The organism is Acinetobacter sp. WCHAc060025 (assembly GCF_004209355.1).
Classification (GTDB): Bacteria; Pseudomonadota; Gammaproteobacteria; order Pseudomonadales; family Moraxellaceae; genus Acinetobacter; species Acinetobacter wuhouensis.
The window spans coordinates 99,825-125,365 of record NZ_SGSX01000003.1; the positions used below are offsets into that span (position 1 = coordinate 99,825).

Annotated in this window: 24 protein-coding genes and 1 tRNA gene; 13 read left to right on the top strand and 12 right to left on the bottom strand. The window is 37.6% G+C overall.

All coding sequences use genetic code 11. The annotated features are described in order from the left end of the window. Window positions 1-9: 9 nt before the first annotated feature. A complete protein-coding gene (locus EXE09_RS03315; RefSeq protein ID WP_130112924.1) occupies window positions 10-993 on the bottom strand; it encodes a Stealth CR1 domain-containing protein in 984 nt (327 codons plus the stop codon). Between the two features lie 38 nt (window positions 994-1,031). Continuing rightward, window positions 1,032-1,799, bottom strand: a complete 768-nt coding sequence (locus tag EXE09_RS03320; protein WP_130112923.1) for a glycosyltransferase — start codon at window positions 1,797-1,799, stop codon at window positions 1,032-1,034. Window positions 1,800-2,012: 213 nt separating this feature from the next. Between EXE09_RS03320 and EXE09_RS03325 the strand changes: the two genes are divergently transcribed. Next, a complete protein-coding gene (locus EXE09_RS03325; RefSeq protein WP_068972851.1) occupies window positions 2,013-3,182 on the top strand; it encodes a nucleotide sugar dehydrogenase in 1,170 nt (389 codons plus the stop codon). Then, a complete protein-coding gene (locus tag EXE09_RS03330) occupies window positions 3,179-4,201 on the top strand; it encodes an NAD-dependent epimerase (RefSeq protein WP_087552428.1) in 1,023 nt (340 codons plus the stop codon). Before EXE09_RS03325 ends, EXE09_RS03330 begins: the two co-directional genes overlap by 4 nt. Before the next feature lie 97 nt (window positions 4,202-4,298). Here EXE09_RS03330 and EXE09_RS03335 read toward each other — a convergent pair whose 3' ends face one another. The 3 genes from EXE09_RS03335 to EXE09_RS03345 form a co-directional block, all read right to left on the bottom strand. Then, the gene (locus EXE09_RS03335) at window positions 4,299-5,225 is read right to left on the bottom strand and encodes a branched-chain amino acid transaminase (RefSeq protein WP_130116341.1); all 927 of its coding nucleotides are present in this window, start codon (window positions 5,223-5,225) and stop codon (window positions 4,299-4,301) included. Window positions 5,226-5,251: 26 nt separating this feature from the next. Continuing rightward, complete coding sequence (gene glnE / locus EXE09_RS03340; protein WP_130116342.1) at window positions 5,252-8,002, bottom strand: bifunctional [glutamate--ammonia ligase]-adenylyl-L-tyrosine phosphorylase/[glutamate--ammonia-ligase] adenylyltransferase; 2,751 nt, start codon at window positions 8,000-8,002, stop codon at window positions 5,252-5,254. 151 nt (window positions 8,003-8,153) lie between these two features. Next, complete coding sequence (locus EXE09_RS03345) at window positions 8,154-9,431, bottom strand: sensor histidine kinase (RefSeq protein ID WP_130116343.1); 1,278 nt, start codon at window positions 9,429-9,431, stop codon at window positions 8,154-8,156. Between the two features lie 733 nt (window positions 9,432-10,164). Between EXE09_RS03345 and EXE09_RS03350 the strand changes: the two genes are divergently transcribed. Next, entirely contained in the window at window positions 10,165-10,413 is a 249-nt protein-coding gene (locus tag EXE09_RS03350) for a helix-turn-helix transcriptional regulator (RefSeq protein WP_130116344.1), read from the top strand. A 143-nt stretch (window positions 10,414-10,556) separates the two neighbouring features. On the opposite strand, the gene EXE09_RS03355 is transcribed toward EXE09_RS03350, so the two are convergent. The 5 genes from EXE09_RS03355 to EXE09_RS03375 form a co-directional block, all read right to left on the bottom strand. Then, complete coding sequence (locus EXE09_RS03355; protein ID WP_130116345.1) at window positions 10,557-10,760, bottom strand: hypothetical protein; 204 nt, start codon at window positions 10,758-10,760, stop codon at window positions 10,557-10,559. A gap of 227 nt (window positions 10,761-10,987) precedes the next feature. Continuing rightward, window positions 10,988-12,181, bottom strand: coding sequence for a hypothetical protein (locus tag EXE09_RS03360; RefSeq protein ID WP_130116346.1), 1,194 nt, complete (start codon window positions 12,179-12,181; stop codon window positions 10,988-10,990). 155 nt (window positions 12,182-12,336) lie between these two features. Then, window positions 12,337-12,564 carry a hypothetical protein gene (locus EXE09_RS03365; protein WP_130116347.1) on the bottom strand — a complete coding sequence of 76 codons (228 nt, stop codon included), beginning with the start codon at window positions 12,562-12,564 and terminating at the stop codon, window positions 12,337-12,339. A 14-nt stretch (window positions 12,565-12,578) separates the two neighbouring features. Further along, window positions 12,579-12,815 carry a hypothetical protein gene (locus EXE09_RS03370; protein WP_130116348.1) on the bottom strand — a complete coding sequence of 79 codons (237 nt, stop codon included), beginning with the start codon at window positions 12,813-12,815 and terminating at the stop codon, window positions 12,579-12,581. A 22-nt stretch (window positions 12,816-12,837) separates the two neighbouring features. Then, window positions 12,838-13,416 carry a recombinase family protein gene (locus tag EXE09_RS03375; protein ID WP_130116349.1) on the bottom strand — a complete coding sequence of 193 codons (579 nt, stop codon included), beginning with the start codon at window positions 13,414-13,416 and terminating at the stop codon, window positions 12,838-12,840. A gap of 245 nt (window positions 13,417-13,661) precedes the next feature. Here EXE09_RS03375 and EXE09_RS03380 point away from each other — a divergent pair, with 245 nt between their 5' ends. Then, the gene (locus EXE09_RS03380; RefSeq protein WP_130116350.1) at window positions 13,662-14,588 is read left to right on the top strand and encodes an NgoPII family restriction endonuclease; all 927 of its coding nucleotides are present in this window, start codon (window positions 13,662-13,664) and stop codon (window positions 14,586-14,588) included. Next, the gene (locus EXE09_RS03385) at window positions 14,585-15,562 is read left to right on the top strand and encodes a DNA cytosine methyltransferase (protein ID WP_130116351.1); all 978 of its coding nucleotides are present in this window, start codon (window positions 14,585-14,587) and stop codon (window positions 15,560-15,562) included. The genes EXE09_RS03380 and EXE09_RS03385 overlap by 4 nt, the downstream gene beginning before the upstream one ends. Before the next feature lie 36 nt (window positions 15,563-15,598). Here EXE09_RS03385 and EXE09_RS03390 read toward each other — a convergent pair whose 3' ends face one another. Both EXE09_RS03390 and EXE09_RS03395 read right to left on the bottom strand, forming a co-directional pair. Next, the gene (locus EXE09_RS03390) at window positions 15,599-16,906 is read right to left on the bottom strand and encodes a tyrosine-type recombinase/integrase (protein ID WP_130116352.1); all 1,308 of its coding nucleotides are present in this window, start codon (window positions 16,904-16,906) and stop codon (window positions 15,599-15,601) included. A gap of 165 nt (window positions 16,907-17,071) precedes the next feature. Further along, window positions 17,072-17,158 (bottom strand) — tRNA-Leu (locus EXE09_RS03395). Between the two features lie 184 nt (window positions 17,159-17,342). Here EXE09_RS03395 and queA point away from each other — a divergent pair. The 8 genes from queA (at window position 17,343) to yajC (ending at window position 25,494) form a co-directional block, all read left to right on the top strand. Next, window positions 17,343-18,377 (top strand): tRNA preQ1(34) S-adenosylmethionine ribosyltransferase-isomerase QueA, encoded by a 1,035-nt coding sequence (gene queA, locus EXE09_RS03400; protein ID WP_130116426.1) that lies wholly within the window; start codon window positions 17,343-17,345, stop codon window positions 18,375-18,377. A gap of 136 nt (window positions 18,378-18,513) precedes the next feature. After that, window positions 18,514-19,509, top strand: coding sequence for a hypothetical protein (locus tag EXE09_RS03405; protein WP_068973110.1), 996 nt, complete (start codon window positions 18,514-18,516; stop codon window positions 19,507-19,509). 90 nt (window positions 19,510-19,599) lie between these two features. Continuing rightward, window positions 19,600-20,598, top strand: a complete 999-nt coding sequence (locus tag EXE09_RS03410) for a hypothetical protein (protein WP_068973109.1) — start codon at window positions 19,600-19,602, stop codon at window positions 20,596-20,598. A gap of 130 nt (window positions 20,599-20,728) precedes the next feature. Next, entirely contained in the window at window positions 20,729-21,754 is a 1,026-nt protein-coding gene (locus EXE09_RS03415; RefSeq protein ID WP_130116353.1) for a hypothetical protein, read from the top strand. A gap of 50 nt (window positions 21,755-21,804) precedes the next feature. Continuing rightward, window positions 21,805-22,371 (top strand): LemA family protein, encoded by a 567-nt coding sequence (locus EXE09_RS03420; protein WP_130116354.1) that lies wholly within the window; start codon window positions 21,805-21,807, stop codon window positions 22,369-22,371. A gap of 361 nt (window positions 22,372-22,732) precedes the next feature. Further along, a complete protein-coding gene (locus tag EXE09_RS03425) occupies window positions 22,733-23,557 on the top strand; it encodes a hypothetical protein (RefSeq protein ID WP_130116355.1) in 825 nt (274 codons plus the stop codon). Window positions 23,558-23,899: 342 nt separating this feature from the next. Beyond that, window positions 23,900-25,030: a tRNA guanosine(34) transglycosylase Tgt gene (gene tgt / locus EXE09_RS03430; RefSeq protein ID WP_087552420.1), complete on the top strand. Its 1,131-nt coding sequence runs from the start codon at window positions 23,900-23,902 to the stop codon at window positions 25,028-25,030. A 134-nt stretch (window positions 25,031-25,164) separates the two neighbouring features. Then, window positions 25,165-25,494 carry a preprotein translocase subunit YajC gene (gene yajC / locus EXE09_RS03435; RefSeq protein ID WP_068973105.1) on the top strand — a complete coding sequence of 110 codons (330 nt, stop codon included), beginning with the start codon at window positions 25,165-25,167 and terminating at the stop codon, window positions 25,492-25,494. Window positions 25,495-25,541: the final 47 nt, after the last annotated feature.

Genomic DNA, 25,541 nt, shown 5'->3' on the forward strand with positions numbered 1-25,541 from the left:
GAATTCCTATTATAAAACTTTGGCAGAAATTACAGCTTGTGGTAAATAACCGCGTAATTTTTCGATCATTGCATTTCGCACAATTTCAGCATCTTGAGCATTGAGTTGGTCCAAACTTTGGATACAACCATATTTAATCTCATTCTGCTTTAGAGCCGAAACAAAAGTTTCAATACTCTCAGCATTTTTTAGATAAGCCAATTCTAAATCAGGCTTTAAAACCGCTTCATCCTTTTGAATTTTCAAATGATTCATCAATGAAATTGGATTCAACTGTTCGACGCTTCTAAACTTATACTTAATCTGAGTTTCCAATAAATCAGGATGATTAAGTAGATATTCACTCAAAATTTTTCGATCTACGCAATGAGGATAATGATGAATTTCAAAAAACTCTTTCAAACCTAAAATATCTGCGCCCAACATCTGCCCGATTACATGACCAGGCTGAATTGGTTTATTAAAATGTTTGTTCAAAAACTTACGATATTTCAGTTTGGTCTTATAACTAAAGCAACTCTTCCAATGTCCATAAGTCACAATTTTATCACTTTCTAGAAAGTCTTCAGTTTGCGCTGTCGAATTAAAGAAAAAGTCATCATTTAGGTAGATAAAATAATCGGAAAGCCCTTGGATATTCCACAACATGCTCTCAATTGAACGTGTATTAAACGTTGGCAAGAACTGCTCATAGCCTGCAAAAATTTCACGATGATCTACAACACGAATTTTATCTGCTTCACACAAACCCTGCGAAACAAATTCATTTAAAAATTCCGGCTGTTGATTGTCTGTGACGATATGAATACGGCGACAAAATGGCACATATTTCAAGATAGACGCAATATTGTAATAAATCTCATCATTGCTCGCAAAACGTGTATCGCTGACTGCATCTGATGCATCTTCACCAGTCAAATACTTATGACGTTTACGCTTTAATTCAAGGTCATTGCCATCTACCCAAGCAATAACAATATCCAACTCTTGCATCTAACTTACACTCAAATTTTGTCAATCATTTTACTTTATTATTGCCAAGCATCTTTAATCCAATCAGATGGCAATACATGACGATACCATTTACCACCACCACCAGAAACAGCATCAGGCGGATTGATTTCACCATGGAAAATGATAATTTTTGCATCTTGTGGTTTTATAGGTGGCTTAAAATACGCCAATGGAATCTTTTGTAGGCAATGATATTTATAACTCTTACACCATTCTTTCGGCCAATAGCTCAGTTTTTTCTGCTGATTTACGTACCAAGAAAGATATTCTTGCTCATTACGGAATTTATGACTAACTTCGTCAAAATTTTCACGAAAATACGATAATATCTCAGGAAAAGCACCGATTTTAAAACGATAAACTGAACTGTTCCCTGTCACACGCCAAGGTCGTTTCCAGTCGTGAATAATCAGGAACTCTCCAGGATGAGTAAAGAATCCATCAATATTATCCACAATGACCACATCAAGGTCTAAAAACAATAAATTGCCTTTTAAACCATATAAATCAGGCTCGAAAGTTGAAAGTTTATTCCAACCACGTTCAGGGCTTCCCTCTGGAAGTGCCAATGAAGGAATTGGAAAACATTTCACATCAGGATTGATGCCTTCTGTGCGATCAGTCAAACAGACCATTTGAAAATCGACTGTGGTGTGACGCTTAACCATGTTGTAGAGTCGATTGACATAATCAGCACCATATTTGGTGCCCCACTTCATACACAGCACAATATTTTGTTCTGATTCAGCTAAATTCGACTGTAAATTTGATTCATTGACCTGCATGCATCAATCTTCCACCTGAGCAATACCTTATCATACCATTACCGTCGCCAAGTTACTGTATTCGATTGCATAAGCTGAACAATTTGTTTCATGAGAATATGTTATGATGTCGTTATCATTAAACGGCTGAATTATGATTTGAATAAGTCATTTTTATCGTTTCACTGATTCATGATATACATTTTGCAAGCACATTTTCTAGATTAGGTTTTTATGAAAATAGCAGTCGCTGGAACAGGTTACGTTGGCTTATCGAACTCTATGATTTTTGCACAACACCATGAAGTTGTTGCAATAGATATTATTCAAGACAAAGTCAACCTACTGAATAATAAAATATCACCCATTCAAGACGCTGATATTTCAGAGTTTCTAAAAGAAAAAAAATTAAACTTCAAAGCCACAACCAATCCTGAAGAAGCTTATCTGAATGCTGATTTTGTGATTATTGCGACACCAACCGATTATGATACTCGAACCAATTACTTTAATACCCAAAGTGTTGAAAGTGTGGTGCAACAAGTTTTAGAGATCAATCCTAGTGCAGTGATGATTATTAAATCAACCGTTCCTGTTGGATTCACCAAAGGCTTAAAAGAAAAATTCAAAACAGAAAACATTATCTTTTCACCAGAGTTTTTACGTGAAGGTAAAGCCTTACACGATAACTTATATCCTTCTCGGATTATCGTGGGTGAAAAGTCTGATCGTGCCAAGCTCTTTGCAGACTTACTTATTGAGGGCGCAATCAAAAAAGACAGCCCTGTTCTATTTACTGATTCAACTGAAGCCGAAGCCATTAAATTATTTGCCAATACTTATTTGGCAATGCGTGTCGCTTACTTCAATGAATTGGATACTTATGCACAAATCTTTGGTTTAGATACCCATCAAATTATTGATGGCGTATGTTTAGATCAACGTATTGGTAATCACTATAACAATCCATCATTTGGCTATGGCGGTTACTGCCTACCGAAAGACACCAAACAATTGTTAGCAAATTACAACCATGTCCCGAGTAATTTGATTCAAGCAATTGTCGATTCAAACAGTACCCGTAAAGACTTTATTGCCGATTCTATCATCGCGAAAAACCCAAATACTGTCGGGATTTATCGCTTGGTTATGAAAAGTGGTTCGGACAACTTCAGAGCTTCTGCGATTCAAGGTGTAATGAAACGCATTAAAGCCAAAGGCATTGAAGTGATTGTTTATGAACCGACTTTGCAAGAAGAAGAATTCTTCAAATCTAAAGTGGTCAATGATTTAGAGCAGTTTAAACAACAAAGTGATGTGATCATTGCCAATCGTATTTCAGATGATTTAAGTGATGTATTAGAAAAAGTGTATACACGAGATATTTTCGGAGCAGATGAATGAAAGTCCTTGTCACAGGTGCCGCAGGTTTTATTGGATTCAGTGTTGCGAAAAAGCTGTTAGAACGTGGAGATGATGTTGTCGGTTTCGATGTAGTGAATGATTATTATGATCCAGCATTGAAAGAAGCTCGTCTTGAAGTTTTAGAGCAAACTGCACAACACACTCAAGGAACATTCACCTTTATTCGTGCGAACCTTGCCGATAAAGCGATTGTGGATCAATGTTTTAAAGATCATCAGTTTGATCGTGTCATTCATTTGGCTGCTCAGGCAGGTGTGCGTTATTCACTTGAAAATCCATTGGCTTATGTCGAAAGTAACTTAATCGGCTTCACTAATATTATTGAAGCTTGTCGCTACAACAAAACTCCGCATTTGACTTATGCAAGTACCAGTAGTGTGTATGGTGCCAATACCACCATGCCATTTAGTGAAAAACATGGTGTCAATCACCCTGTTCAATTCTATGCCGCAACAAAACGTGCCAATGAATTGATGGCGCATAGCTATAGTCACTTATTTGGATTACCTACAACGGGCTTACGCTTCTTTACGGTTTATGGCCCTTGGGGTCGCCCAGACATGGCGCCTTTCAAATTCACCAAAAACATTATCGAAGGTAAAACCATTCAAGTGTATAACCATGGTAATCATAGCCGTGACTTTACCTTCATTTCAGATATTGTCGAAGGTGTGATTCGTACCAGCGATCAAATTGCGCAACCTAATCCAAATTGGGACAGCAACAATCCTGATCCATCAACCAGTTATGCACCATTCCGTATTTTCAATATTGGCAATAATAACCCAGTGAAATTGATTGATTTCATCAATGCTATTGAACAATCAACAGGTCATTCAGCGATTAAAGAATTGCTTCCATTACAACCTGGTGATGTACAAGATACTTTGGCAGACAGTACAGCTTTACAAAATGCTGTGGGTTATAAACCTTCAGTGTCAGTTGAAGATGGTGTACAACAATTTGTGGATTGGTATCGAAATTTTTATAAAGTCTAAATAGAGACGATTGGTGTTAATTATTAGCATCAATACCTTGAAATAAAAAAAGGATTCCTATCCATAAAGACAGGAATCCTTTTTAGCATTCAGCCACTTATTTTACATAAGTTAACCAATGTGCATATTTAGGATCTTTACCCTGAACCGCATCAAAGAATGCTTTTTGAATTTTTTCAGTGATCGGACCACGCGCACCAGAACCGATTTGACGGTCATCATATTCACGGATCGGCGTTACTTCAGCAGCAGTACCTGTAAAGAATGCTTCATCACCGATGTAGAATTCATCACGTGTAATACGGCGTTCAACCACTTCAATACCCAAATCTTTTGCAATAGTAATGATCGTTTGACGTGTAATACCGTCCAACGCTCCGCCCGCAATATCAGGAGTATGTAAAGCGCCATCTTTTACTAGGAATACGTTTTCGCCAGAGCCTTGGCATACATAACCTTGTGGATCCATTAACATTGCTTCATCATAACCCGCTTGAGCCACTTCTTGGTGTGCAAGAATTGACAACGTATAGTTACCCGCAGCTTTTGCTTTACACATGGTCACGTTAGGGTGATGGTGAGTAAATGATGAAGTTTTTACACGGATACCCTTCGCCATTGCGTCATCGCCAAGGTAAGCACCCCAGCTCCATGCAGCAACAGTTGCATGAATGGTATTATCTGATGCAGCGATACCTAATTTTTCCGAACCAATGAAAATAATTGGACGTAAATAGCAAGAAGCCAGTTTATTTTCACGAACAACATCAATTTGAGCTTGTTCAAGAGTCGCTTGATCAAATGGAACTTTCATTTGATAAATTTTCGCTGAATTTAACAAACGTTTTGTATGGTCTTGGAGACGGAAAATCGCAGTACCGTTAGGAGTTTCATAAGCGCGGACACCTTCAAACACACCCATACTATAATGTAGCGTATGAGTTAAGACGTGGACTTTAGCCTCACGCCAATCCACCATTTGTCCATCTTGCCAAATAAAACCATCACGATCAGCCAAGTTCATGGCGCACACTCCAAATTTTTATACAATTATTCACGTTCCAAAGCGAATGTCGCTGTTGGATCAATTAATCTTTGCCACAATTTGCAAACGACCTCTCTGGTATCGTGCCAATCGGCTGCACTGACTTGCATATTATGATTTGCAAGGGCTAAACGATGGCTCTCGGCGCGTTCACTAAGATAAGCTTGAATCAAGGCTGAAACGTCGTCACTGGATAAGCAACCGGCTTTAGCAGCGTCTTCTAAGATTCGTACATTGTCGGAATAATGGGCGAGATCTTGATTCGTCCCACTCCAGGCTAACACCACATACTGTGCCATAAATTCGATGTCAACGATACCACCTGCGTCCTGTTTTAAATGAAAAATGCCATCTTTTTTCTGTTCTTTTGATGAACCAAGATGATCTTTCATTTTCTGACGCATGTTTAATACTTCACGGCGAACCGTTTCTTCTTCTCGTGGCAAGGTTAATATTTTACAGCGCAATTCTTCAAACTTATTTCGTAAACTTTGTTCACCCGCAATAGAGCGTGCGCGAACAATCGCCTGATGCTCCCATAGCCACGCACTTTTCAACTGATATTGTTCAAATGCCTTTAAACTGGTCACCAATAAACCCGCTTCACCAGACGGACGTAATCGCGTATCAATTTCATAGACACGACCATCCAAAGTTTGCGTGGTCATCAAAGACATAAATTTCTGTGCTACACGCATAGCAAACTCAAAACTACTGATTGGCTTTTGCCCATCGGTGTCTGCCTGCTCATCCATATAGTGAAGAAAAACGAGATCTAAATCAGAACCATAACCTAGCTCTATTCCACCCAACTTGCCATAACCTGCCACAGCAAAAGCCATGTGATCAAGCGAACAACGAACGCCATCAGCATCTATAGGATAGCCATGACGTTTAGCAACCATTTGATAGGCTAAGTTTAATGTTGCAATGACCGATACTTCTGCAATATCCGTCAAAGCATCGGAAACTTTCATCAGTGGACTTTCTGCCAAAACATCACTGGCTGCAACGGTGAGTACATTGGATTTTTTGAATAGACGCAAGACTCGCATTTGGTCTTCAACTTGGTCAATTTCAATACGTAATAACTGTTGGCGTAATGAATCTTCCAAATCTTTACGCTTTGGTAATTCAAAATCCATCGACAAAAATTCATCCAGAAGCACAGGATAATGCGTCAACTCTTCACAAATCCAAGGACTGACCGTTGCCATTTTCACTAAACGCTGTAACGCCCCTTTGCTTTCAATCAACATGACCAAATACACCGTACGGCGCATTACTGACTCAACCAAAGGCATTAACCGAGTCAGGGCCATTTGAGGATGATTTGACTGTAAAACAGCCTCAACCAAATGTGGCCAAAACTCTTTTAAACGCTGAACCGCTTTGGCTGGTAATTTTTTAATCGCATGACCATACCAAAACTCATGAATTAAATTTTTCGCATCATCATCCAGAACCTCGTTAAGCTGACTTTCAAGCTGACTAAAACTTTCCGTTGGAGATTCCAAACCTTTTTCTTTAATCAAATGTTCAAATTGGAAAGTCACTTTGCTACGTTTTTGGTTTAGGAATTCTAAGAAAGCATCCCAATCTGTAAAGCCAAGCGTATCGGTAATTCTTTGACGCAGTTCAGGTTCAGTCGGTAAAGACTGTGTTTGCTGATCATTAAGTGCTTGAATCGCATGTTCAACACGACGTAAGAATAGATAAGCGTCCTCAAGGTCTAATACCGATTGATGATCAAGCAACCCCACCTCACCTAAATGACGTAAACTCACCAGACATTGGCGATCTTGTAATTCTAATTTTGAGCCACCGTAAATCAGTTGGAAAACTTGGACAATGAATTCAACTTCACGAATCCCACCTGCACCCAACTTAATATCATCTGCAATATTGCGACGAGCAACTTCTCGCTCAATCATTGCTTTCATTTCACGCATGGCTTCAAAAGCAGTGTAATCTACATATTTACGGAACACGAACGGACGTGTCATTTCCAGTAAATCATCGCCATCTTTTCCGCTGGTGATAATACGTGCCTTGATCCAAGCATAGCGCTCCCATTCACGTCCATGCTGGCTCAAATATTTTTCTAAAGCGACATGACTAATTGCCAAGGCCGAACCATCCCCCCAAGGGCGCAAACGCATATCGACACGGAATACAAAACCATCAGCAGTAATATGATCCAGTAGATAAATCAGTTTCTGTCCCCACAGAATACAGAACTGTTGCACATCGATACATTTACGACCATTGGTTTCACCTTGTTCATCAAAAGCGAAAATTAGATCAATATCACTTGATAAATTAAGCTCTTGCGCGCCCAATTTCCCCATACCAATAACAATAAGGTCTTGAACATCACCATGATAACCAATAGGTTCACCATGTTTTGCAATGAGAGGAGGGAGTGCAAATGCTTTTGCAGCAACAATACTAACATCTGCAAAATCAGACAGTTCTCGTGTTAATGTCACGACATCAGTCAGTTGATTGGCATCTTGCCAAATCCAACGAAACATCAAGCGAGCACGTAGAATACGCAAAGCTTTCATCCAAGCCATTTCATCTTGAATATCTAAGAGATTTTCATAAACCAATTGTTGTATTTGTTGAGTACTGAGCGATTTCTGAAATCCATCAACTGCATAATCTTGTTCTAATGCAATTTGATGTAAACCTAATACTTGTTCTGCATACTGACTTGCATGTAATGTTTTTTGCAATTGTTCAGCGTTCATTGAAAAAGCCTGTACTTCTAATTTATCTATTCTTTTATATCAGTTTACATGGCTTTTAGGGAAAATTTATGGCATCGCCATCATGCACAGTTTAAAAAATATCCATCCAAAGGTTTATTGTATTTCACGATCTTTAAATTTCATCAACAGTTTATGAAACTGTGAGTTTAGGCACTTCCGTTTGAAGAAGTACCATTTGCTCACATCTTGCCTTTGTTGCAGGAAGCATCATAGTAAATGTTGTACCAATACCTTTTTGAGAGGTCACAGAAATTTGTCCATGATTTAAATCGACAAAACGTTTACACAGCACTAAGCCAAGCCCCGTTCCTTGTTCACCGATCGTACCTTTATGACTTGCTTTAATTTCAGGTTCAAAAACATGGTCAATTTGTGATTGTGTCATGCCCAAGCCTGTATCATGAATCTTAATTTCTATATTTTGATCTACTTGTCTTGCGGAAATAGAAACACATCCTGAACCATCAATTGGGGTAAATTTTAAAGCATTGGAGACTAAGTTCTGAATAATAGATGTCAGCATATTCATATCTGCAAATACACTCAGGTCATCGGCAACATTTACAATTAACTCAATATCCTTGTTAACGGCTAAAGGATTTAAAACATCGTAAATAATTTTTGTGACTTCTTTTAATTTGAAGTTAATCGGGTGATAAACAAAACGTCCGCCTTCTGCCATCGCCCAATTCAATAAATTCTCTAGTAATGAATACGTCGACTGCAAAGTATCATATAAATACTCTGCAATGTTTTGAACACTTTCCTCATCAAGCGTATGACGCTCATTAGCAAGTACATCAGAAAAGCCTATCAACCCGTGAAATGGCGCACGTAGATCATGCGCAATCACTTGGAAAAACTTAGTTTTACTGAAGTTGAGTGCACGCTCTTGTTCATAGAGCTCAAAATAATCTTGAGATTCAGATTTACGTTGTAATATCGTGACCAAGCCTGATGTAAGTTCTTCTAAAAGTGCTTGTTGTTTGGCACTAAAGTCTCTCGACTCATCATCATAAAAATAAATATGTGCAATAGACTCATCACTTTCAAGTTTAAAGTCATAGCACAATAAACGTTGATGCTTGACCCCAGCATCTTGTGCATATGAACTGAGTTTTTCATAATTCTTATGGGTTCGAGTCATAATTAAATTATGATCAAAATAATGTGAAAGATTCGATTTATCTGACATTATTGCAACATTAAAATCACTATCTTCTGTCGCAATCCAAACGTATGGTTCATTGTGAAAGGTAAATATTGCATTTTCAACATTCAAGATTGCACGAGCAACTCTTAGATAACGCTCGATTTTATTATCAGAACTATATACACCTAAAATCAGAGATCGGCGACAAGCGCTTAATTCATCTGCTTGTTGAGCTTCTAACACGCTTAAAGTCATGGTTACCTCATTTGCACTTTCAGTACAGCATTACTTTATTAAGCATTCGATTTAAATATTTTAATTTTTTGCACTGAAAAAGTGAAATATGAAAAAATGAATGATCCCACAGCGATTACAATTATTTACATAAATCAATATAACAGATTATTAACCAAATAAATGAACTGTTTTAAATTTCCGATAAAAATCACATTTTTTTTAATATTTGCAAAAGGTTATAACTTTATATCTGTTTATGATTTGATTAAATTATTTAGACATCTTGTGAACGGCTATATAGATATACACCTCTCGAAAACGTAATAAAACTAAAGTTTATGTGGATGCTTAGTTTCAATAATAGCTCCCGTTCAGAATCCAAAGTAACCAACCTTTTGATTAGGCAATAAAAAAGCCCCTAAGTCTTAATATGCTTAGAGGCTTTTCCAGATCATCTGGTCCCGAGGGTCGGACTCGAACCACTACTCTAAATACACTTGTAGTAAGACTTTCAGATTATTTTATTAAATTATAGGGACTTATTTAGGGACTTAAATATCAATTTACCATTCGAACAAAAAACAAGCAAACGATCAATTGCGTGTTCCCATCTCCGTTCGTATAATCAAAAGTTGCTAAAATTTCTAATTATTAATGTTTTATAGGATTCACGCCGTGTTTCACTTCCCACGCTCTCTTCCTCTCAACTCTGCAGGCAAAATACTTCTACAAATTGCCCGAGGATATAGGCATGGCTACTCCAATTCGCTTAACCTTTAATACTGTTTGCCAGACACTAAGCATTAGTCGTAGTGGACTTCAAAAGTTAATCAAGAAAGATCAAACATTCCCTAGACCAATCAAAGAAGGGACAAGCCGACAGGCACCTGTCTATTTTGATCGACAAGGAATTGAAGATTGGCATTTTAATAAATGCCAAAGTGCTAACATGAAGACCGCAAGTAAAACCCCTCATAAAACTTCACCATTTGCTTTGTAAGGCTTAAAACATATCTTCATTTATATCTTTACTATGAAATGCCAACGGCGCTGTAAGGTGCCGTAATGGCTTAAATATGTTAAGTTTCAATTAACTTTAAAGTATAAGCACTTTCAAATTAGCTCCCGATTTACGAATGGATCCTATTCCCGCATTTGCACCATACCTAAGACTTCACTCATCACATATCCAATACAATCTCCATTCATTTGATGCTGTGAAGTTTGGCGTAGCGAAGCATAGGCAAACTGATCGGTGATACATTGACTACCATATTTGTGCTGAGAGATTTTACCGAGCGGTAGCGAGGTAAACATCGAACCTAGCAATGTTGGCTGTTGTAACAATGGTTTTCTTTTTTACATTCGGACTCGCTGTCGCTCATCCTCTCGTTAATCCTTAACTTCGTTGGTGGTGTAGTCAGTACCTCACTGCGTAGGTACTTCGTACAGTTATTAAGAAACGTTTGAAAGCTCAAGCTACGCCGACCACAGCCTAAACCATACGGTTAAAGGCTTTGGTACTAATTTTCACTTGAGGTGGTTAAGTGAAGTTTTGAGGTAAAATTTACGAATTAAAAACCACGTAGAAAATTGCTTACGGCTTTTGAAACTAACTTGTTAAACTCGGTATGTGTTTCAATGTGATCAGGGTGCTTTCGTCTGTTTCGGCTCTTGCTAATCACGCTAATTTCTTTACCAAACAATTCCACGTTGCTTCTGTATTCCGCTGTCTGCTTCACTGTGGCGGTGTCAGCCAATCGTGTGAATTTTAGTAGCTTAAAACTTTCATTCACCAAGTGCTTTAAATTGTCTGCATCATTACCCATGCTTGCAAGTGTCTCATCACGTACATTAATTTCAATCCGTGTACGGTGCTGATCTTTCGGCAAATCCAATCCTTTGTCCATCGTCTTGAAATAGATGCGTATGTACACGCTACCTTTGTTCTTATGACCAATGCCAATGGTTTTCCCATCATGCACGTGCTTCATTGCATTAGTAGCTGTACGTGGCATAACCTTACCGCCATCGTCGTTGTAGATTCTCAGGTCTGTGTTTTCAAAGAGTTCTGTAATCTTTACCGACTTTTGCAAAGCCAATAAAAATGCACCTGTGGATAGATTCCAAAAGTCGATTGACACTTCAAGCGTAGCAACTTTAAGTGAGATTGGCTCATATTCATCACGTAGCTTTTTAAGAGTTTCGGCATACTCTTTACCATTTTTAACGTCATGAAAATCAATTTCAAACTTACAACTGCTTGCCTGTTTCACATAAGGATTTTCGTTAATTCCTTCTGCTTTTAGGAAATCTTTAATGTCATTGTACGGCTGAGTTGGACGTTTAAACTTGTATGCCTTACTGACAATGATCTCCAATCTAAGCCAATCAATAACCGCTGTGATCGTTGGTTTCTCAATTTTAAAATGTTGGTTCAGAGCGGGATTGTTGAACTCAGGCTTCAAATCGAAACAGTTAATATCTGTTGCTTTAGCTTCTACCTTGCGAGCTTCGGCAAGCGACTCTTTAACGCTTTTGCGATTGGCATACTCATCCAAAACATCACAAGCGGTTTGAAATGAAGTATCGAACTTTACCGCAGTAGGCAAGTCATCCTCTATCTCAATGTCAGCCCAAGCAATGACACGCTCAGGCTTTGGTTCGGTTTCAGATGCCAAAAAGTTAGCTACAAACTCATCTAATTCTGTGGTTGCTTTTTCCAATTCGTCACGCTCTTTAGGTGACATATATTGTTGAATTTCCATTGCTTACCCATTTTTAGTTTTGGCAAATTCTGCTAAAATGACACCAGTTCGTTGATCATCATTATCAGTTTGCCGACTGTCTTAATGTAGAAAAAGGAAGTGTTGTCACACTTCCTTTTTTTGTTACCTACAAATCCTAAAGTGTCGAACTTTGCTCACTCAAGCAAGTTGTAGTCCAAGCCCAATACATCTTGCACTAGCCCTGTCACTTGCTCTTTGGTTAGGCTGAACACGGCGGTTTCTGTACCGCTGTTGGAATCGAATGCCACCTTGTAGCCGTCATTACTCGCTGTGACCCAAACAGCTTCGGTCTTGGTTGGTTTGCTTAGTGTTGTTGCTAAAACTGCGCTGAGCGCATTTAAGCGTTGTTTTTGAGCGTCCATGCTCTACTCCTCAATTAGTTTGCTGTATTTGCTGTGTATGTGCCGATGAAGCTGTCTAGCTCCGATCTTGCGTAGATTGCCTTGCCTTCAATCTCGGTGAAGTTAATGCGGATGCCGTCTTGCTGTTCCCAGCGCTTTGGATTCCACTTGAGATAACCCCACCATGCTCGATGATCTTTTTCAGGTAATGCATGGCGTAGGTATCTCGCTGCATCGTTAATTTTAAAAGTTTGCTTTGCTGTCCGTTGCATTGCTTTGTCCTTGTGACCTCTATTAGGCACCCATGATGTAAGTGCTATCTTCTTTATGTGCTTTAACGGCACGATCTACCGTACCAACACCAACGCCAAACTGTTTAGCAACTGCACGATATGACATACCGTCTTCAATCGCTTTGTTTAGCTGTGCATAAGCCACTTTCTTACGTTTATCCTTGTTGTAAACGCCTTTTTCTTTTGCTTTCGCAATGCCTTCCATTTGTCTTTCCTTGATGATGGCACGTTCAAATTCAGCGAATGACGCCAACATGTTGAACATTAGGTCTTGCATTGGGTTTGCTTTACCTGCCGAAAATTCCAAGTTCTCTTTGTGAAATTTAACAGTGACACCCTTTGCATTGAGTTGCTTCAATAGGTCTTTTAGGTCGGTCAATGAACGTCCCAAGCGGTCAATCGAATGAACATGTACCGTATCGCCTTCTCTCACGTATTCGAGCATTGCTTGAAGTTGTGGGCGCTGGGTATCCTTACCGCTTGCCTTGTCTTCAAATTGCTTATCGAGTGCGATGCCATCTAATTGACGGTCTGTGTTTTGCTCGAGAGTACTTACTCGAATGTACGCTACATGTGCCATGTTATTTTCTCGCTTGAAACAAAACCGTTCCGCATGTTCTAGAAGTTGCAATAATGCATGTTCCGAATTAAATTTTCAACCATGCGGAACATTGAAAGCTCACTGTTTAACCTGTTGTTCGGAACGTTCCGATTAAGTAAACCATGCGGAGCAAATTCATCTTTCTGTTTAGAATTCACTAACATCCTTGATTAAAATATTTAGAGTCGTAATATTTACCTAATTCATTATTAAATTTCAAAGATATGTCAAATACACTCCAAGCTTTTAATCGGCTTTTTAATACAGTAATAGAAGAATTCAACGAAGACTACAATGTTACAAATCGGGTAAACCAAGTTGGAGATGCCTTAGAAAAATTCGTAAAAGACCTTTATTCAGATTCCATCAATGACCCAAATCCTATTAGAAAATATCAAGAGGTTTTTTCATACTTAGGTTCAAAAAATCATCCACCTGATCTCGTATTAAAAAAGGGGGATGCAATCGAGGTAAAAAAGGTTCAAGGGAAAATTCCAAAAGATGAAAATTCCCAAAAAAAGCGTCTAAAAAAGCCAAAAAGTGATACAAAAGCAAATCCTTTGCAATTAAATAGTTCTGCACCTAAACAATTTTTACTCCGAAACGACCCTTTAATTAAGGAAGAGTGTCGAAATTGTGAGGAAGATGGCGACTTACCACTAGAAGAACAGTGGCAACAAAAAGACATGCTATACATCATTGGAACGGTCAAAGGTAAGCAGTTATGTTCACTGTGGTTTGTGTATGGCGAGTGCTATGCAGCATCAGCAGAGACTTATTCAAGTATTAAATCAACCATTACCGAAGCAATCGAAAGCTTAGGAATAGATTTAGCTCCGACTAGGGAAATAGCGAGAATTAATAATGTTGATCCCCTAAATATTACCGACTTAAGAGTAAGAGGGATGTGGCTAATTGACCAACCGATAACAGTATTTGAATATTTAGAGCTGAACACGAAATCTCCTTTTTTTGCGCATTTAATTGTTTCAAAGAAAAAGTTTGACACTTTCCCCGAGGAAGACAGGATAGTTCTTGACCACTTAATAGAAGAACATAGCGAGGTAATAAATAAAAAAAATGTTAAAATCTGCAACCCAGATAATCCAGCAAAAAATATTGATGCTGTAGTAGTGAGCTTATTTAGATGAAAGTTGCAACATTGTTTGCTGGTTGTGGAGGTTTAGACCTTGGTTTTAAACAAGCAGGCTTCAACATCGTTTGGTCTAATGAATATGACAAAACAGTCTATCCAACACATCACGCAAATTTTCCTGAAGCGGAGTTAGACACCCGTAGTATTGTCGATGTAGAAGATGATGCTATTCCTGACGTTGATGGAATCATTGGTGGTCCTCCTTGTCAAAGCTGGAGTGAGGCTGGTGCCAAACGAGGCATAGAAGATGCACGTGGAAAACTTTTCCATGAATACATCCGCTTACTTAAAGCGAAAAAGCCAAAGTTTTTTTTAGCCGAGAATGTTTCTGGAATCTTGCATAAACGTCATGAAACAGCTTTTCAAAATATAATTGAAATGTTTGAAGAAGCAGGGTATGTAATTTCTTATAAACTTCTTAATGCCTGCGACTTCGATGTACCGCAAGACCGAAAACGTGTAATTATCGTAGGTTTCCACGAAAGTCTAAATAAAAAATTTGTATTTCCTGAAGCTCCTAAAGTTGTCCACACTTTAAGAGACTCTATTTCTGACCTAGTAGATAATGCTGTACCTGCTATTTCAACACAAAAGACTAACCCCGAAGTCAAATTTCCAAACCATGAATATATGACTGGCGGTTTTTCATCTATGTTCATGTCACGAAATCGTGTCCGTACTTGGGATGAACCATCCTTTACAATCCAAGCAGGCGGACGTCATGCCCCCATTCATCCTCAAGCGCCAAGAATGGTTAATGTTGGAAAAGACAAATTTGAATTTGCCAAAGGATATGAAGACAAATATAGACGAATGAGTGTCAGAGAGTGCGCTCGAGTACAAACATTCCCAGATGACTTCATTTTTGATTACACCTCTGTTGCCGATGGTTATAAAATGGTCGGCAATGCAGTTCCCGTGACTTTTGCTAAATATTTAGCAACTGCAATTAAACAGCAAATCGTGTAATGTCAAAAGCCCATACTTAAAGTATGGGCTTTTATTTTACGCTGATCTTAAATAATTACCCTTTTCTTGCCTATGAGCAAATTGATATGGAGATACATAGCTTTTCACCTCTAAATATTCAAGATAACTACTCCACCAATTCATCACCAATCGTCGTTCTTCCATGAACTGAGCCATGTGGGTATAAGCTCCCACCACTTTATTACGCTCTTCATGACTCATTTGCTTTTCTATGGCATCACGCTGAAATAAACCACACTCTGATAAAGCAGAGCGAGCAATTGTTCTAAACCCATGTAAGCAAATATCGCTCTTAGTATCGTAACCCATTCGACGCAATGCATTATTAGGTGTTGTTTCACTTAGAAAAACAGCATTTCCCGACTGACTTGGAAACAGAAATTCTGTACCGCCACTGTACTGCCTAATCTGCATCAGCAAACTCACTACTTGATCAGACAGAGGCACAATATGTGAATCCCTCATCTTAGCACCACGCTCAGAAAACTTAGCAGTTGCGATTTTTAGTCGTTTTGCAGGAATAACCCATTCACGCTTTTTTAAATTAATTTCCGACCATCGAGCAAATCTTAATTCGGATGACCTTACAAAGATATGCAAGGTAAGTTGCAAAAAGAGCTTCGTTAATGGTTCACCTGTATCATTCTTAATACGATTAATTAAAATGGGTAATTCTTCAAATCTACGGAATGATGGTCTATGTTTTACTTTTGCAGACAAGTCCAAACTATCAAGCTCTCTTGCTTGATTCACGGTTAAAATGCCCTGTAAAACCGCATAATTAAAAATAAGGATTAAATCCGCTCTAATACGCTGAGCATTATCCGCTGATTGAAAGTAAATTTCCTCAAGTGCATCACTTAACTTTTTTAAATCCAAGGATGTAATTTCAAAAGAACCCAATCGAGGAAACAAATGATTCTCAAACTTACGCATACGTTTGTGCTTAGTATCGTTCGATAACTCTTTTTTTAGGGCATAAACTTCAAACCACCTACGAGTAATATTTTCGAGTGTGTTGTCCGATGACGTTACAAGTTTCTTACCCTTTGCACGTTCTTGCGGATCAATCCCATCGCTTAACAATTGACGATATTGTCTTGCTATATCATCCGCCTGCTTTAGTGAAATAAAGGGGAAAGTTCCGATTGTAATTTTTCGAGCCTTACCTTCAAAGTTATTGTATTTAAATTGCCATGTTTTGGTACCAGATGGACGAATTAATACATAAAGCCCATCACCCGCATAAAGTCGAAACTCTTTTGCCTTAGGTTTAGCCGATTCGATTTGTGTTACGTAAAGTTTTGGAATTGGTTTAGCCATGACAAGTCCCTAAATTCTTCTACCCTTTCTATTAGGGACTTATACAGGGACTTATTAATTAAAACCATATAAACGCAAAAAGAGCCATATAGGCTCTTGTTTTCTTTCTAACTATTTGATTTTTAATTGTATGTACTCATTCAGCATCATACCAACTTAAGTAAGTGGTCCCGAGGGTCGGACTCGAACCGACACGTCATCGCTGACAGTGGATTTTGAGTCCACCGCGTCTACCAATTTCACCACCTCGGGAGAGGTTGTGTGGCTATAATAGCGTTTTTCATTTTCTTGTCAACGACAAGTTTTCACATTTGCTTAAAATACAAACATATCGTGTTTTTTTGGATTATAAAGCACCAATTTCAGCGATTATTTTGAAAAAAGACTATACTAGTTACAGTTTTTAAATCTCACATACCAGTTTTTACTCCCCATGATGCAACTCACCGATTTTAATTTTGAACTCCCAGACGAACTTATTGCCCGCTATCCACTTGAAACACGTAGCGCTTCTCGCCTACTCCATTTAAATGCCGATGGAACATATCAAGATCTTCATTTCACTGATATTTTAGATCTATTCCAAGAAGGTGATTTGATGGTGTTAAATGACACCAAAGTCATGAAAGCACGTTTAAAAGGCAAACGAGCTTCTGGTGGTGCTATTGAAGTTTTAGTTGAACGTATTTTTGATCAAACCACTGCACATTGTCATATCAAAGCCAGTAACTCACCGAAGGCAGGCGCTGAACTTTTCATTGGTTCAGATGAAGTCAAAGTGACGGTGACAGGTCGTCATGAAAATTTATACATCGTTGAGTTTTCACAACCGATTTTACAAGTGCTAGATGCTTATGGTCAGCTTCCAATTCCACCATATTTCAATCGTGAAGCTGAAGCAGTTGATACTGAACGTTATCAAACTGTTTTTAATGATCCAACAAAGCTAGCCAGTGTTGCCGCACCAACTGCAAGCCTACACTTTGATGAAGACTTGCTAAAAAAACTTGAACAAAAAGGTGTGAAGAAAACCTTTGTGACTTTACATGTCGGTGCAGGTACATTCTTACCTGTTCGTACCGATAATATTGAAAATCACATCATGCACAGCGAATGGTGTGAAGTCACTGAAGAAGCTGCTCAATTGATTGCTGAAACTAAAGCACGTGGCAATAAAGTCATCGCTGTTGGTACAACTGCAACACGTGCCACAGAAAGCGCAGCGCAAGCATGCGGTGGGAAAATTGGTGCTTGGACTGGAGATACTCAAATTTTCATCTATCCAGGCTATGAATTTTGTGTAGTCGATCGTTTGATCACTAACTTCCATTTACCAGAATCTACCCTACTCATGCTTGTTTCAGCCTTGTCGAGTCGTGACAATATTCTCAATGCCTATCAACATGCTGTAGAAAGCAGATACCGTTTCTTTAGTTATGGCGATGCAATGCTGATTGAAAAAGCGAATTAAAAATATGAAGGGAATTTGTCTTGGCGAATTCCCTTTCTTTAAAAGGTCAGCTGATAATTTAACTTGCATTCATCAACTCCTGACTATCGCACTTTAAAACAACAACTTTAATTCACTCATTTAAAAGACAATAAGTATGCCTAACAACATATTAAGCAGGTTAAAACAAAGCTATAACAATCAAATTGCTCATAATCATGTGGTTGATCTTAATCTTGAAGAACTCAATAAATTGTTACCCCAAGTTGAAGATCATCATCAGTTACTATTTCGGTTAAAATACTGGCAAGGTGAGCAAAATTTACAATACCAAAATTTAATTTTTTTCTCTTATTTCTGTTTAGCCTTACTGAGTTTAATCCCTGTATTCACAATCCATTTCACTTTTTTCATTTTAACTCTACTGCTTTTAGGATTAGGCATACCACATATTAAGTTTTCTAACCCGAATAGTGAGCTTATCCATGCTATGCAAGATTTCTATCTTCAAAATAAATACAACCTGCGCAAACATCAGGTCGACCAAACCAATCCTGTATTTCCAATTGAATCTTTTCCGCTTTTTGAACTTGGCGATCAACAAAATACAGTTAGAAATAAAATGTATGGACAATGGTGCATTGAAGATCAGACATTTCCATTCATGATTTTTAATTACCATTATCTCAAAACCACGACCAAGCTCAATGATAAAGGTACATTAGAACGCAAAGCATATTCTTTTGATTTATTTGGAATTATGATCAAAAACTTTCCTGCACGTGGTGTAAGTATTTCAACAAATCAAAAGAAAAATTGTCGTCTTGGAATCAAATGGTCAAGTGGCGATATTCATTTTGATCAGCGCTATCAACTCAGCGGTTTTTCTGAAATTTGGCTCGCTAAATTCTTTAAACCCTCCAATCTCTTACATCTAGAAACTGCGTTAAAAGCGTATCAGGGTGATTTTTATATCGACCCGCAAACATCGACTTTATGCTGGCTCTTTGAAGAAAATATTTTCCATTGTGAAAACAAACAACTTTATCCATCAACCGTCACTGAGTTTGCAGAACAATTAGAATTGATACAAATGCCTAACCTTGAAAAACTCACCAATACCATGCAAAAGTTAATCACTGAACTACAGTAAATGCGAAATGAATAAGAACGATATTTTGCTTTTAAATACATTTTGTCGTTAAAATCACAAAATAGCATCTCGATAAAATAATGAATACCGATGAATGATCTCATAACAAAAATTCAAAATGCATTTGGTCAACAACATGAAAATAATGGTCAAACTCAAAATAATATCAATTTAATTAATAATATACTCAACTCAAATCAAAGCTTTACACAACAACTCGAACAGTTAAAAAATTGGAAAGATGATCCAAGTTTAAGCATTCAAAACTATACTTTTTGGCTATTTATCAGCATCGGAATTTGCTGTGTTTTACTGGCGATTGCCTTTCATCCTATTTTTCTTCTCGCGACTATTTTAAGCATTGCATTTGCCTTCTACAAAAGAACCTCAACCAAAGCTTTAGATCAAATGATTGGCTATATACAACAGCGCAATCTCGAAGAAAAATATCAACTTAACTTTAATTACAATGATGAAAACCAAATCATTGAGTCTCCTTATAACTTTCCCCTATTTGATTTAGGTGACCATGAAAATGAGATTCGCAATTGTATTTATGGTCTTTGGCGAGTAAATGATATTGAATACCCCTATATGTTGTTTAACTATCACTATGTCGATGAAGTTGAAACAAAAGATTCTGATGGGGATAGTAAAACAGAATATCGTCACTATGACTTATGGGGCATTATCCTTGAAAACTTTCCTACACAAGGCATCAGCATCGCTTCAAAGCAGAAAAGAGTCTGTCGACTCGGGACTAAATGGTCAAGTGGTGATATTCGTTTTGATGACAATTATCAACTGAGCGGTACCAATGAAATGCAATTGGCAAAATTTTTCACACCGACACATGTGCTCATGCTTGATCAAGCTATGGAATATTTTAAGGGTGATTTTTATATTCAAGCCGATCGCCCATCGCTATGTTGGCTATTCAATAAGGATGTTATAAAAGCACAAATGGAATTTGATCGAATTGATACAGTACATGACCTCGTCACTCAACTCGAAACAACAACAATGCCTGAGTACGAGCAACTGCGACAATCCATGTTCACCATTTTAAAAGAAATTCAATCTCAATGAATCAAAGCTAGACTCAAATAAAATCTTTATGATGAATAATTTACTTTGTTCCGAACAAAAAATTAACGCATAATTCATTAAGGAAAATACCTTTTAAACTTGCTTCAATTTTGAATAATGACCTGCTGATATGCCCATAAAAACAGTTGAACGATTGCTTCATATCCGAACGAAAAAAAATCAACACGTGATGCGTAATATCGCGCGACTGTGGGAAATCGGACAACAAGCTCAGTCTGCACAAGATATTTTAGATGGCTTACATCCGTGGGGCGAAAGTAAAGATCTATTTTTTTACAATGTCATTCCTCGTTTTCTTTTTATCAGCGGGATCGGCATTATCATTTTTGGTTGGGTGATCCATCATTACTTCCCCTATCCATTGACCTTTTTGGCTGGATGTCTGTGTTGCTTTGTTGCTTATTTAATTTATGAGGAAAGCGATCCAATCGATGAAGTGATTGATTTTCTTGAACAACGCATCATGCTGTTACGTTATGACCTACATTTTAATAAAACGCCAAATCATATTTCAGCAACAAGCAATTCAATGCTCGTAATGAGTCGTTTGAAACAAAATTTTCCGTTATTTTCACAAGGCAATGTCTCTAACGAAATCGAACGATTCGCCTCAACAACTTGGTTTGATGGAGAGCAAGAACATCATGTCATGCTGTTTCATTACCACTATGTCGATGAGTTTTCACTCCCAAATACGCAAGGTGAAAAGCAGAAAATCACTGAATTACACAAAGATCAATGGGGCGCGTTTATCTTTCAAATGCCTGCACTCGGTTTCGCTGCCAGCAATAAGCATGATGAATTTATTCCGCCCTATACACAGACATGGAAAACTGCGGACATCATGGTCAATCAAAACCTACATATTTTTGGCTATGATCAACACCAATTGGCACGTACCATCAGCCCAAGCATCACACTAAAACTAAGTGATTTTTTCCAACAATATTCGGGTGATGTTGTTTATCATTATGAAGAAAATATGCTGTGCTATATCGGAGATCAAAACTTGTTTAGGATCATGCGAAGAAAGCAGAAAATTCAAGATATTTCCGCACTTCGAGGACATTTACGCACTTTAACCATGCCTGAATATGAAAAATTCAAACAGTGCATGTTAAACTTAATCGCATAAAATTCAGTTTCAGACGTTATCCGTTTTATAAATCATAAGGAATAATCAGAATGGGTCTAATCATATTTATTGGGATTTTTGTCATTATTGCGATTTGGGCAATCATGGTCAGAAATAACATTGTACGTTATTTCAATGCCACCCAACGTGCATGGGCAGAAGTTGCCAATTTTGAACGCCAGAAAGTAAAAACACTAGAAACTTTAGAACAGACTTTGGCGCAATACACCCAATTTGAAAAATCAACGCTTGAAAAAGTCACTGAACTGCGTCAACAAATTTTAAACTTGAATCTGAAAAATACGGATGTTTCACAGTTACAACATGTGGAAAAGCTCAACCAAGATTTCATGAAAAGTTTAAATGTAGTGGTGGAAAACTATCCTGAACTGAAAGCGGATACACTTTATGCCAAGATGATGGATGACATCCAAGAACAAAATGAAAATGTCGGTGCTGCGATCACGATCTTTAACCGCAATGTGGAAGAGTTTAATAATATTATCCAAATTTTCCCGAATAATATGATCAACACCATGACTTTAGCAAAACAACCAATCCGCCCATTTTCGGACAATGTTGTAACGCAAAACTTCGATTACAAACCGAATTTTTAATTTTCAGAATTGATCACAATAAAAATCAATACAAGATACACAGCCTTCTCACTTAAATATAAAGAAGGCTTTTTTATCTTTTTCTTGAAATAAAAATGCAATCAATCGTATAGCTGATATAAAATAATTAAAAATTTCAATTAAAACTGATTTTTAAATTACGTGTGAACAATACAATGTCTTTAGACCTTGATGTCATGATAAAAAGAATTAGAATATCGTTTAGTAAATCTAAATAATATAACCAAGATATTTTTTTATATTTGCAGCATCAATATGGTTGTAATAAACAACAAAGCTTATCTAATTCATATAAGCTTTGGTTATAAAACATTAACGAATAAAATACAAAAGAGATATTATGAGTAATCAACTACTTGAACAAGAACAACAAATCAAGGCCAATATTATTGATGCCTTTCAAGCCTTCTATTATCGATATAAAAAGCAAAATATATATGCTTTTGTCATTGAAGTTGATGAATCCTTTATCATCCAATCTTTCCTTATCTCGACTGAAACCAGTATTTTTGATGAAACTGAAAACAAATATCAATATCTACTGGAGAAAGATAAATGGTCATTTAATCAGTGGAAGTATCGTCAAAAAAGTAATTCACCACATCAATTTAGCTCAACATCTGCACATGCAGTAGAAATACACCCAGATCAACTCATCACGCACTTATTTGAACATGTTTTTCCAGATCAAGTTCATCTTACACAATTAGATTCACTCATCTCAATCTATCAACAGGCGATCTCATTTATCACTAAAATTTATAATTTAGATCTAAGTCGTATACTATTCCTTATTCATTCACCTATTCAAAAAAATATCATCTTAGACACAGCCCAACAGCTCAATCCGTCCAGTTCGTTACTTTTTGAATTTATGGCACATATACGTATTTCAAAAGAAAACCCTGCCATCAAATCAATAAAGCTCAGACAAATCGACAAAGATGAGCTCATTAACCTTGCACAGCTTGTAAATCTCTTTGAACCTTATGATTCCCTAAGCGTTGCACATCAAGCCTATCTTTTAACACTTGAACCTAAATTTTCAGATCTTCACACCCATATTCAAGATCTGGTTAAAAATATTGCAGCAATGAATGATCCAACCCTTGCACTAGACAAAGCTGAAATACTCGATAGGATTAATTATTTTTATACCGTATAAGTACACAATAAAAATGTGAACACAGCTCAAAATAAAATAGTAGCGAATCTCAAAAGAAGATGAAGTACTCAGTCGATTTATAAAGTATGGCAATTTTTATGGGTTAAATGTTACTTCAAAAAAAATGACCTTATACAGCCATTCACATACTGAATGACATGTACCTCTAATTCATCTACATAGAGAAAATCAGCTTTGGTTAAATTTCAAACCATTGCCATCACTGACTTAATACAAATGATCAAGAAGAAAACTGGTATTCAACCCTAAAATCAGGGAAAATAGTCTCCTTTTGCAGCAATCAATCAGCGAACTGTCTTTTCGCCAGATTTTAGGTCATCTATGAAGTTTGAAAAATTAGGTCAGTCGGGGCGTGCCCGTCGTGGTCGTTTAACTTTAGAACATGGTGTTATTGAAACACCTGTGTTCATGCCTGTTGGGACTTACGGTACTGTCAAAGGTATGCTTCCACGTGATATTGAAGATATCAAAGCACAGATTATTTTAGGGAATACGTTCCATCTTTACTTGCGCCCAGGCTTAGATGTGATCCGCGAACACGGCGGTTTGCATGAGTTTATGAAATGGGGAAAACCGATTCTGACTGATTCAGGCGGTTTCCAAGTATTTAGCTTGGGAGCAATGCGTAAAATCAAAGAAGAAGGTGTTACTTTCCGTTCTCCGATTGATGGTTCAAAAGTATTCTTATCACCTGAAATTTCAATGGATATTCAACATACATTGAACTCAGATATTGTGATGATTTTTGATGAGTGTACGCCTTATCCAGCAACGCATGAAGAAGCACAAAAATCTCTTCAACTCTCATTGCGTTGGGCGAAACGTTGTAAGACCCAACACCATGATGTGTTAAAAAATAGAAATGCTTTATTTGGGATTATTCAAGGTGGGATGTACGAAGACCTTCGTGAAGAATCTTTGAATGGTTTAAAAGAAATTGATTTTGATGGTTTTGCAATTGGTGGTTTATCGGTTGGTGAACCTAAAGAGGAAATGATCAAAGTACTCGATTACCTTCCTGAGAAAATGCCAGCAGATAAACCTCGTTACTTGATGGGTGTAGGTAAACCAGAAGACATCGTGGAAGCAATTCGTCGTGGTGTGGATATGTTCGACTGCGTAATGCCAACACGTAATGCCCGTAATGGTCATTATTTTGTTACAGATGGCTTAGTGCGTATTCGTAACAGCCAATATCGTCATGATCAAAGTCCACTTGACCCACATTGTGATTGTTATACCTGTACCAACTTTACGCGTGCATATTTATTCCACTTAGAGAAATGTGGCGAAATGCTCGGCTCAATGCTGGGAACAATCCATAACTTACGCTATTACCAACGTTTTACCCAAGATATTCGTGATGCTTTAGACAATGGAACATTTGATGAATACGTGACAGATTTTTATCAACGTCGCGGTTTAGACGTTCCACCTTGTCCTGAGGATTAATGCCCCAATATAAAGTTGAATCGAATATTCATTCAACAGTATTTGCGCTGAAACCCAAGACAAGGTAAATTGCAGAACAACTCAATTTAAAAACCATGCAAATGGTAGAATTTTTTAACTTTTAGGAAACTGAAATGAGCTTATTTATTTCTTCTGCTCACGCTGCTGCAGCACCTGCACAAGGTCCAGGCATGATGGCAAACTTATTGATGATTGCTGTATTTATCGCAATCTTCTATTTCCTCATCTGGCGCCCTCAAGCAAAACGTGCAAAAGAACACCGCACTTTAATTGAAAGCTTAGGTGTGGGTAGCGAAATCGTATTTGCAGGTGGTTTAATGGGCCGTATCCTAAAAATCGAAGGTGACTTTGCAGTAGTTGAATTGAATAAAGGAAATGAAGTAAAAATTCAACGTGCGAGTGTCATTTCAGTTCTGCCTGAAGGCACATTAAATAACCTTTAATCATAAAACGGTCGTGCAAATTAGCACGACTTTTTCATTTTAAGAAG

What these genes read in the sequence shown, in the direction of transcription:
- EXE09_RS03425 (WP_130116355.1), top strand. Translation starts at nt 22,733, where the DNA reads ATGAGTAATCAACTACTTGAACAAGAACAACAAATCAAGGCCAATATT.
- EXE09_RS03415 (WP_130116353.1), top strand. Translation starts at nt 20,729, where the DNA reads ATGCCCATAAAAACAGTTGAACGATTGCTTCATATCCGAACGAAAAAA.
- EXE09_RS03350 (WP_130116344.1), top strand. Translation starts at nt 10,165, where the DNA reads ATGGCTACTCCAATTCGCTTAACCTTTAATACTGTTTGCCAGACACTA.
- yajC (WP_068973105.1), top strand. Translation starts at nt 25,165, where the DNA reads ATGAGCTTATTTATTTCTTCTGCTCACGCTGCTGCAGCACCTGCACAA.
- EXE09_RS03385 (WP_130116351.1), top strand. Translation starts at nt 14,585, where the DNA reads ATGAAAGTTGCAACATTGTTTGCTGGTTGTGGAGGTTTAGACCTTGGT.
- EXE09_RS03360 (WP_130116346.1), bottom strand. Translation starts at nt 12,181, where the DNA reads ATGGAAATTCAACAATATATGTCACCTAAAGAGCGTGACGAATTGGAA.
- EXE09_RS03380 (WP_130116350.1), top strand. Translation starts at nt 13,662, where the DNA reads ATGTCAAATACACTCCAAGCTTTTAATCGGCTTTTTAATACAGTAATA.
- EXE09_RS03375 (WP_130116349.1), bottom strand. Translation starts at nt 13,416, where the DNA reads ATGGCACATGTAGCGTACATTCGAGTAAGTACTCTCGAGCAAAACACA.
- EXE09_RS03410 (WP_068973109.1), top strand. Translation starts at nt 19,600, where the DNA reads ATGAATGATCTCATAACAAAAATTCAAAATGCATTTGGTCAACAACAT.
- EXE09_RS03325 (WP_068972851.1), top strand. Translation starts at nt 2,013, where the DNA reads ATGAAAATAGCAGTCGCTGGAACAGGTTACGTTGGCTTATCGAACTCT.
- EXE09_RS03420 (WP_130116354.1), top strand. Translation starts at nt 21,805, where the DNA reads ATGGGTCTAATCATATTTATTGGGATTTTTGTCATTATTGCGATTTGG.
- EXE09_RS03405 (WP_068973110.1), top strand. Translation starts at nt 18,514, where the DNA reads ATGCCTAACAACATATTAAGCAGGTTAAAACAAAGCTATAACAATCAA.
- glnE (WP_130116342.1), bottom strand. Translation starts at nt 8,002, where the DNA reads ATGAACGCTGAACAATTGCAAAAAACATTACATGCAAGTCAGTATGCA.
- EXE09_RS03315 (WP_130112924.1), bottom strand. Translation starts at nt 993, where the DNA reads ATGCAAGAGTTGGATATTGTTATTGCTTGGGTAGATGGCAATGACCTT.
- EXE09_RS03335 (WP_130116341.1), bottom strand. Translation starts at nt 5,225, where the DNA reads ATGAACTTGGCTGATCGTGATGGTTTTATTTGGCAAGATGGACAAATG.
- tgt (WP_087552420.1), top strand. Translation starts at nt 23,900, where the DNA reads ATGAAGTTTGAAAAATTAGGTCAGTCGGGGCGTGCCCGTCGTGGTCGT.
- EXE09_RS03370 (WP_130116348.1), bottom strand. Translation starts at nt 12,815, where the DNA reads ATGCAACGGACAGCAAAGCAAACTTTTAAAATTAACGATGCAGCGAGA.
- EXE09_RS03320 (WP_130112923.1), bottom strand. Translation starts at nt 1,799, where the DNA reads ATGCAGGTCAATGAATCAAATTTACAGTCGAATTTAGCTGAATCAGAA.
- EXE09_RS03330 (WP_087552428.1), top strand. Translation starts at nt 3,179, where the DNA reads ATGAAAGTCCTTGTCACAGGTGCCGCAGGTTTTATTGGATTCAGTGTT.
- EXE09_RS03345 (WP_130116343.1), bottom strand. Translation starts at nt 9,431, where the DNA reads ATGACTTTAAGCGTGTTAGAAGCTCAACAAGCAGATGAATTAAGCGCT.
- EXE09_RS03390 (WP_130116352.1), bottom strand. Translation starts at nt 16,906, where the DNA reads ATGGCTAAACCAATTCCAAAACTTTACGTAACACAAATCGAATCGGCT.
- queA (WP_130116426.1), top strand. Translation starts at nt 17,343, where the DNA reads ATGCAACTCACCGATTTTAATTTTGAACTCCCAGACGAACTTATTGCC.
- EXE09_RS03365 (WP_130116347.1), bottom strand. Translation starts at nt 12,564, where the DNA reads ATGGACGCTCAAAAACAACGCTTAAATGCGCTCAGCGCAGTTTTAGCA.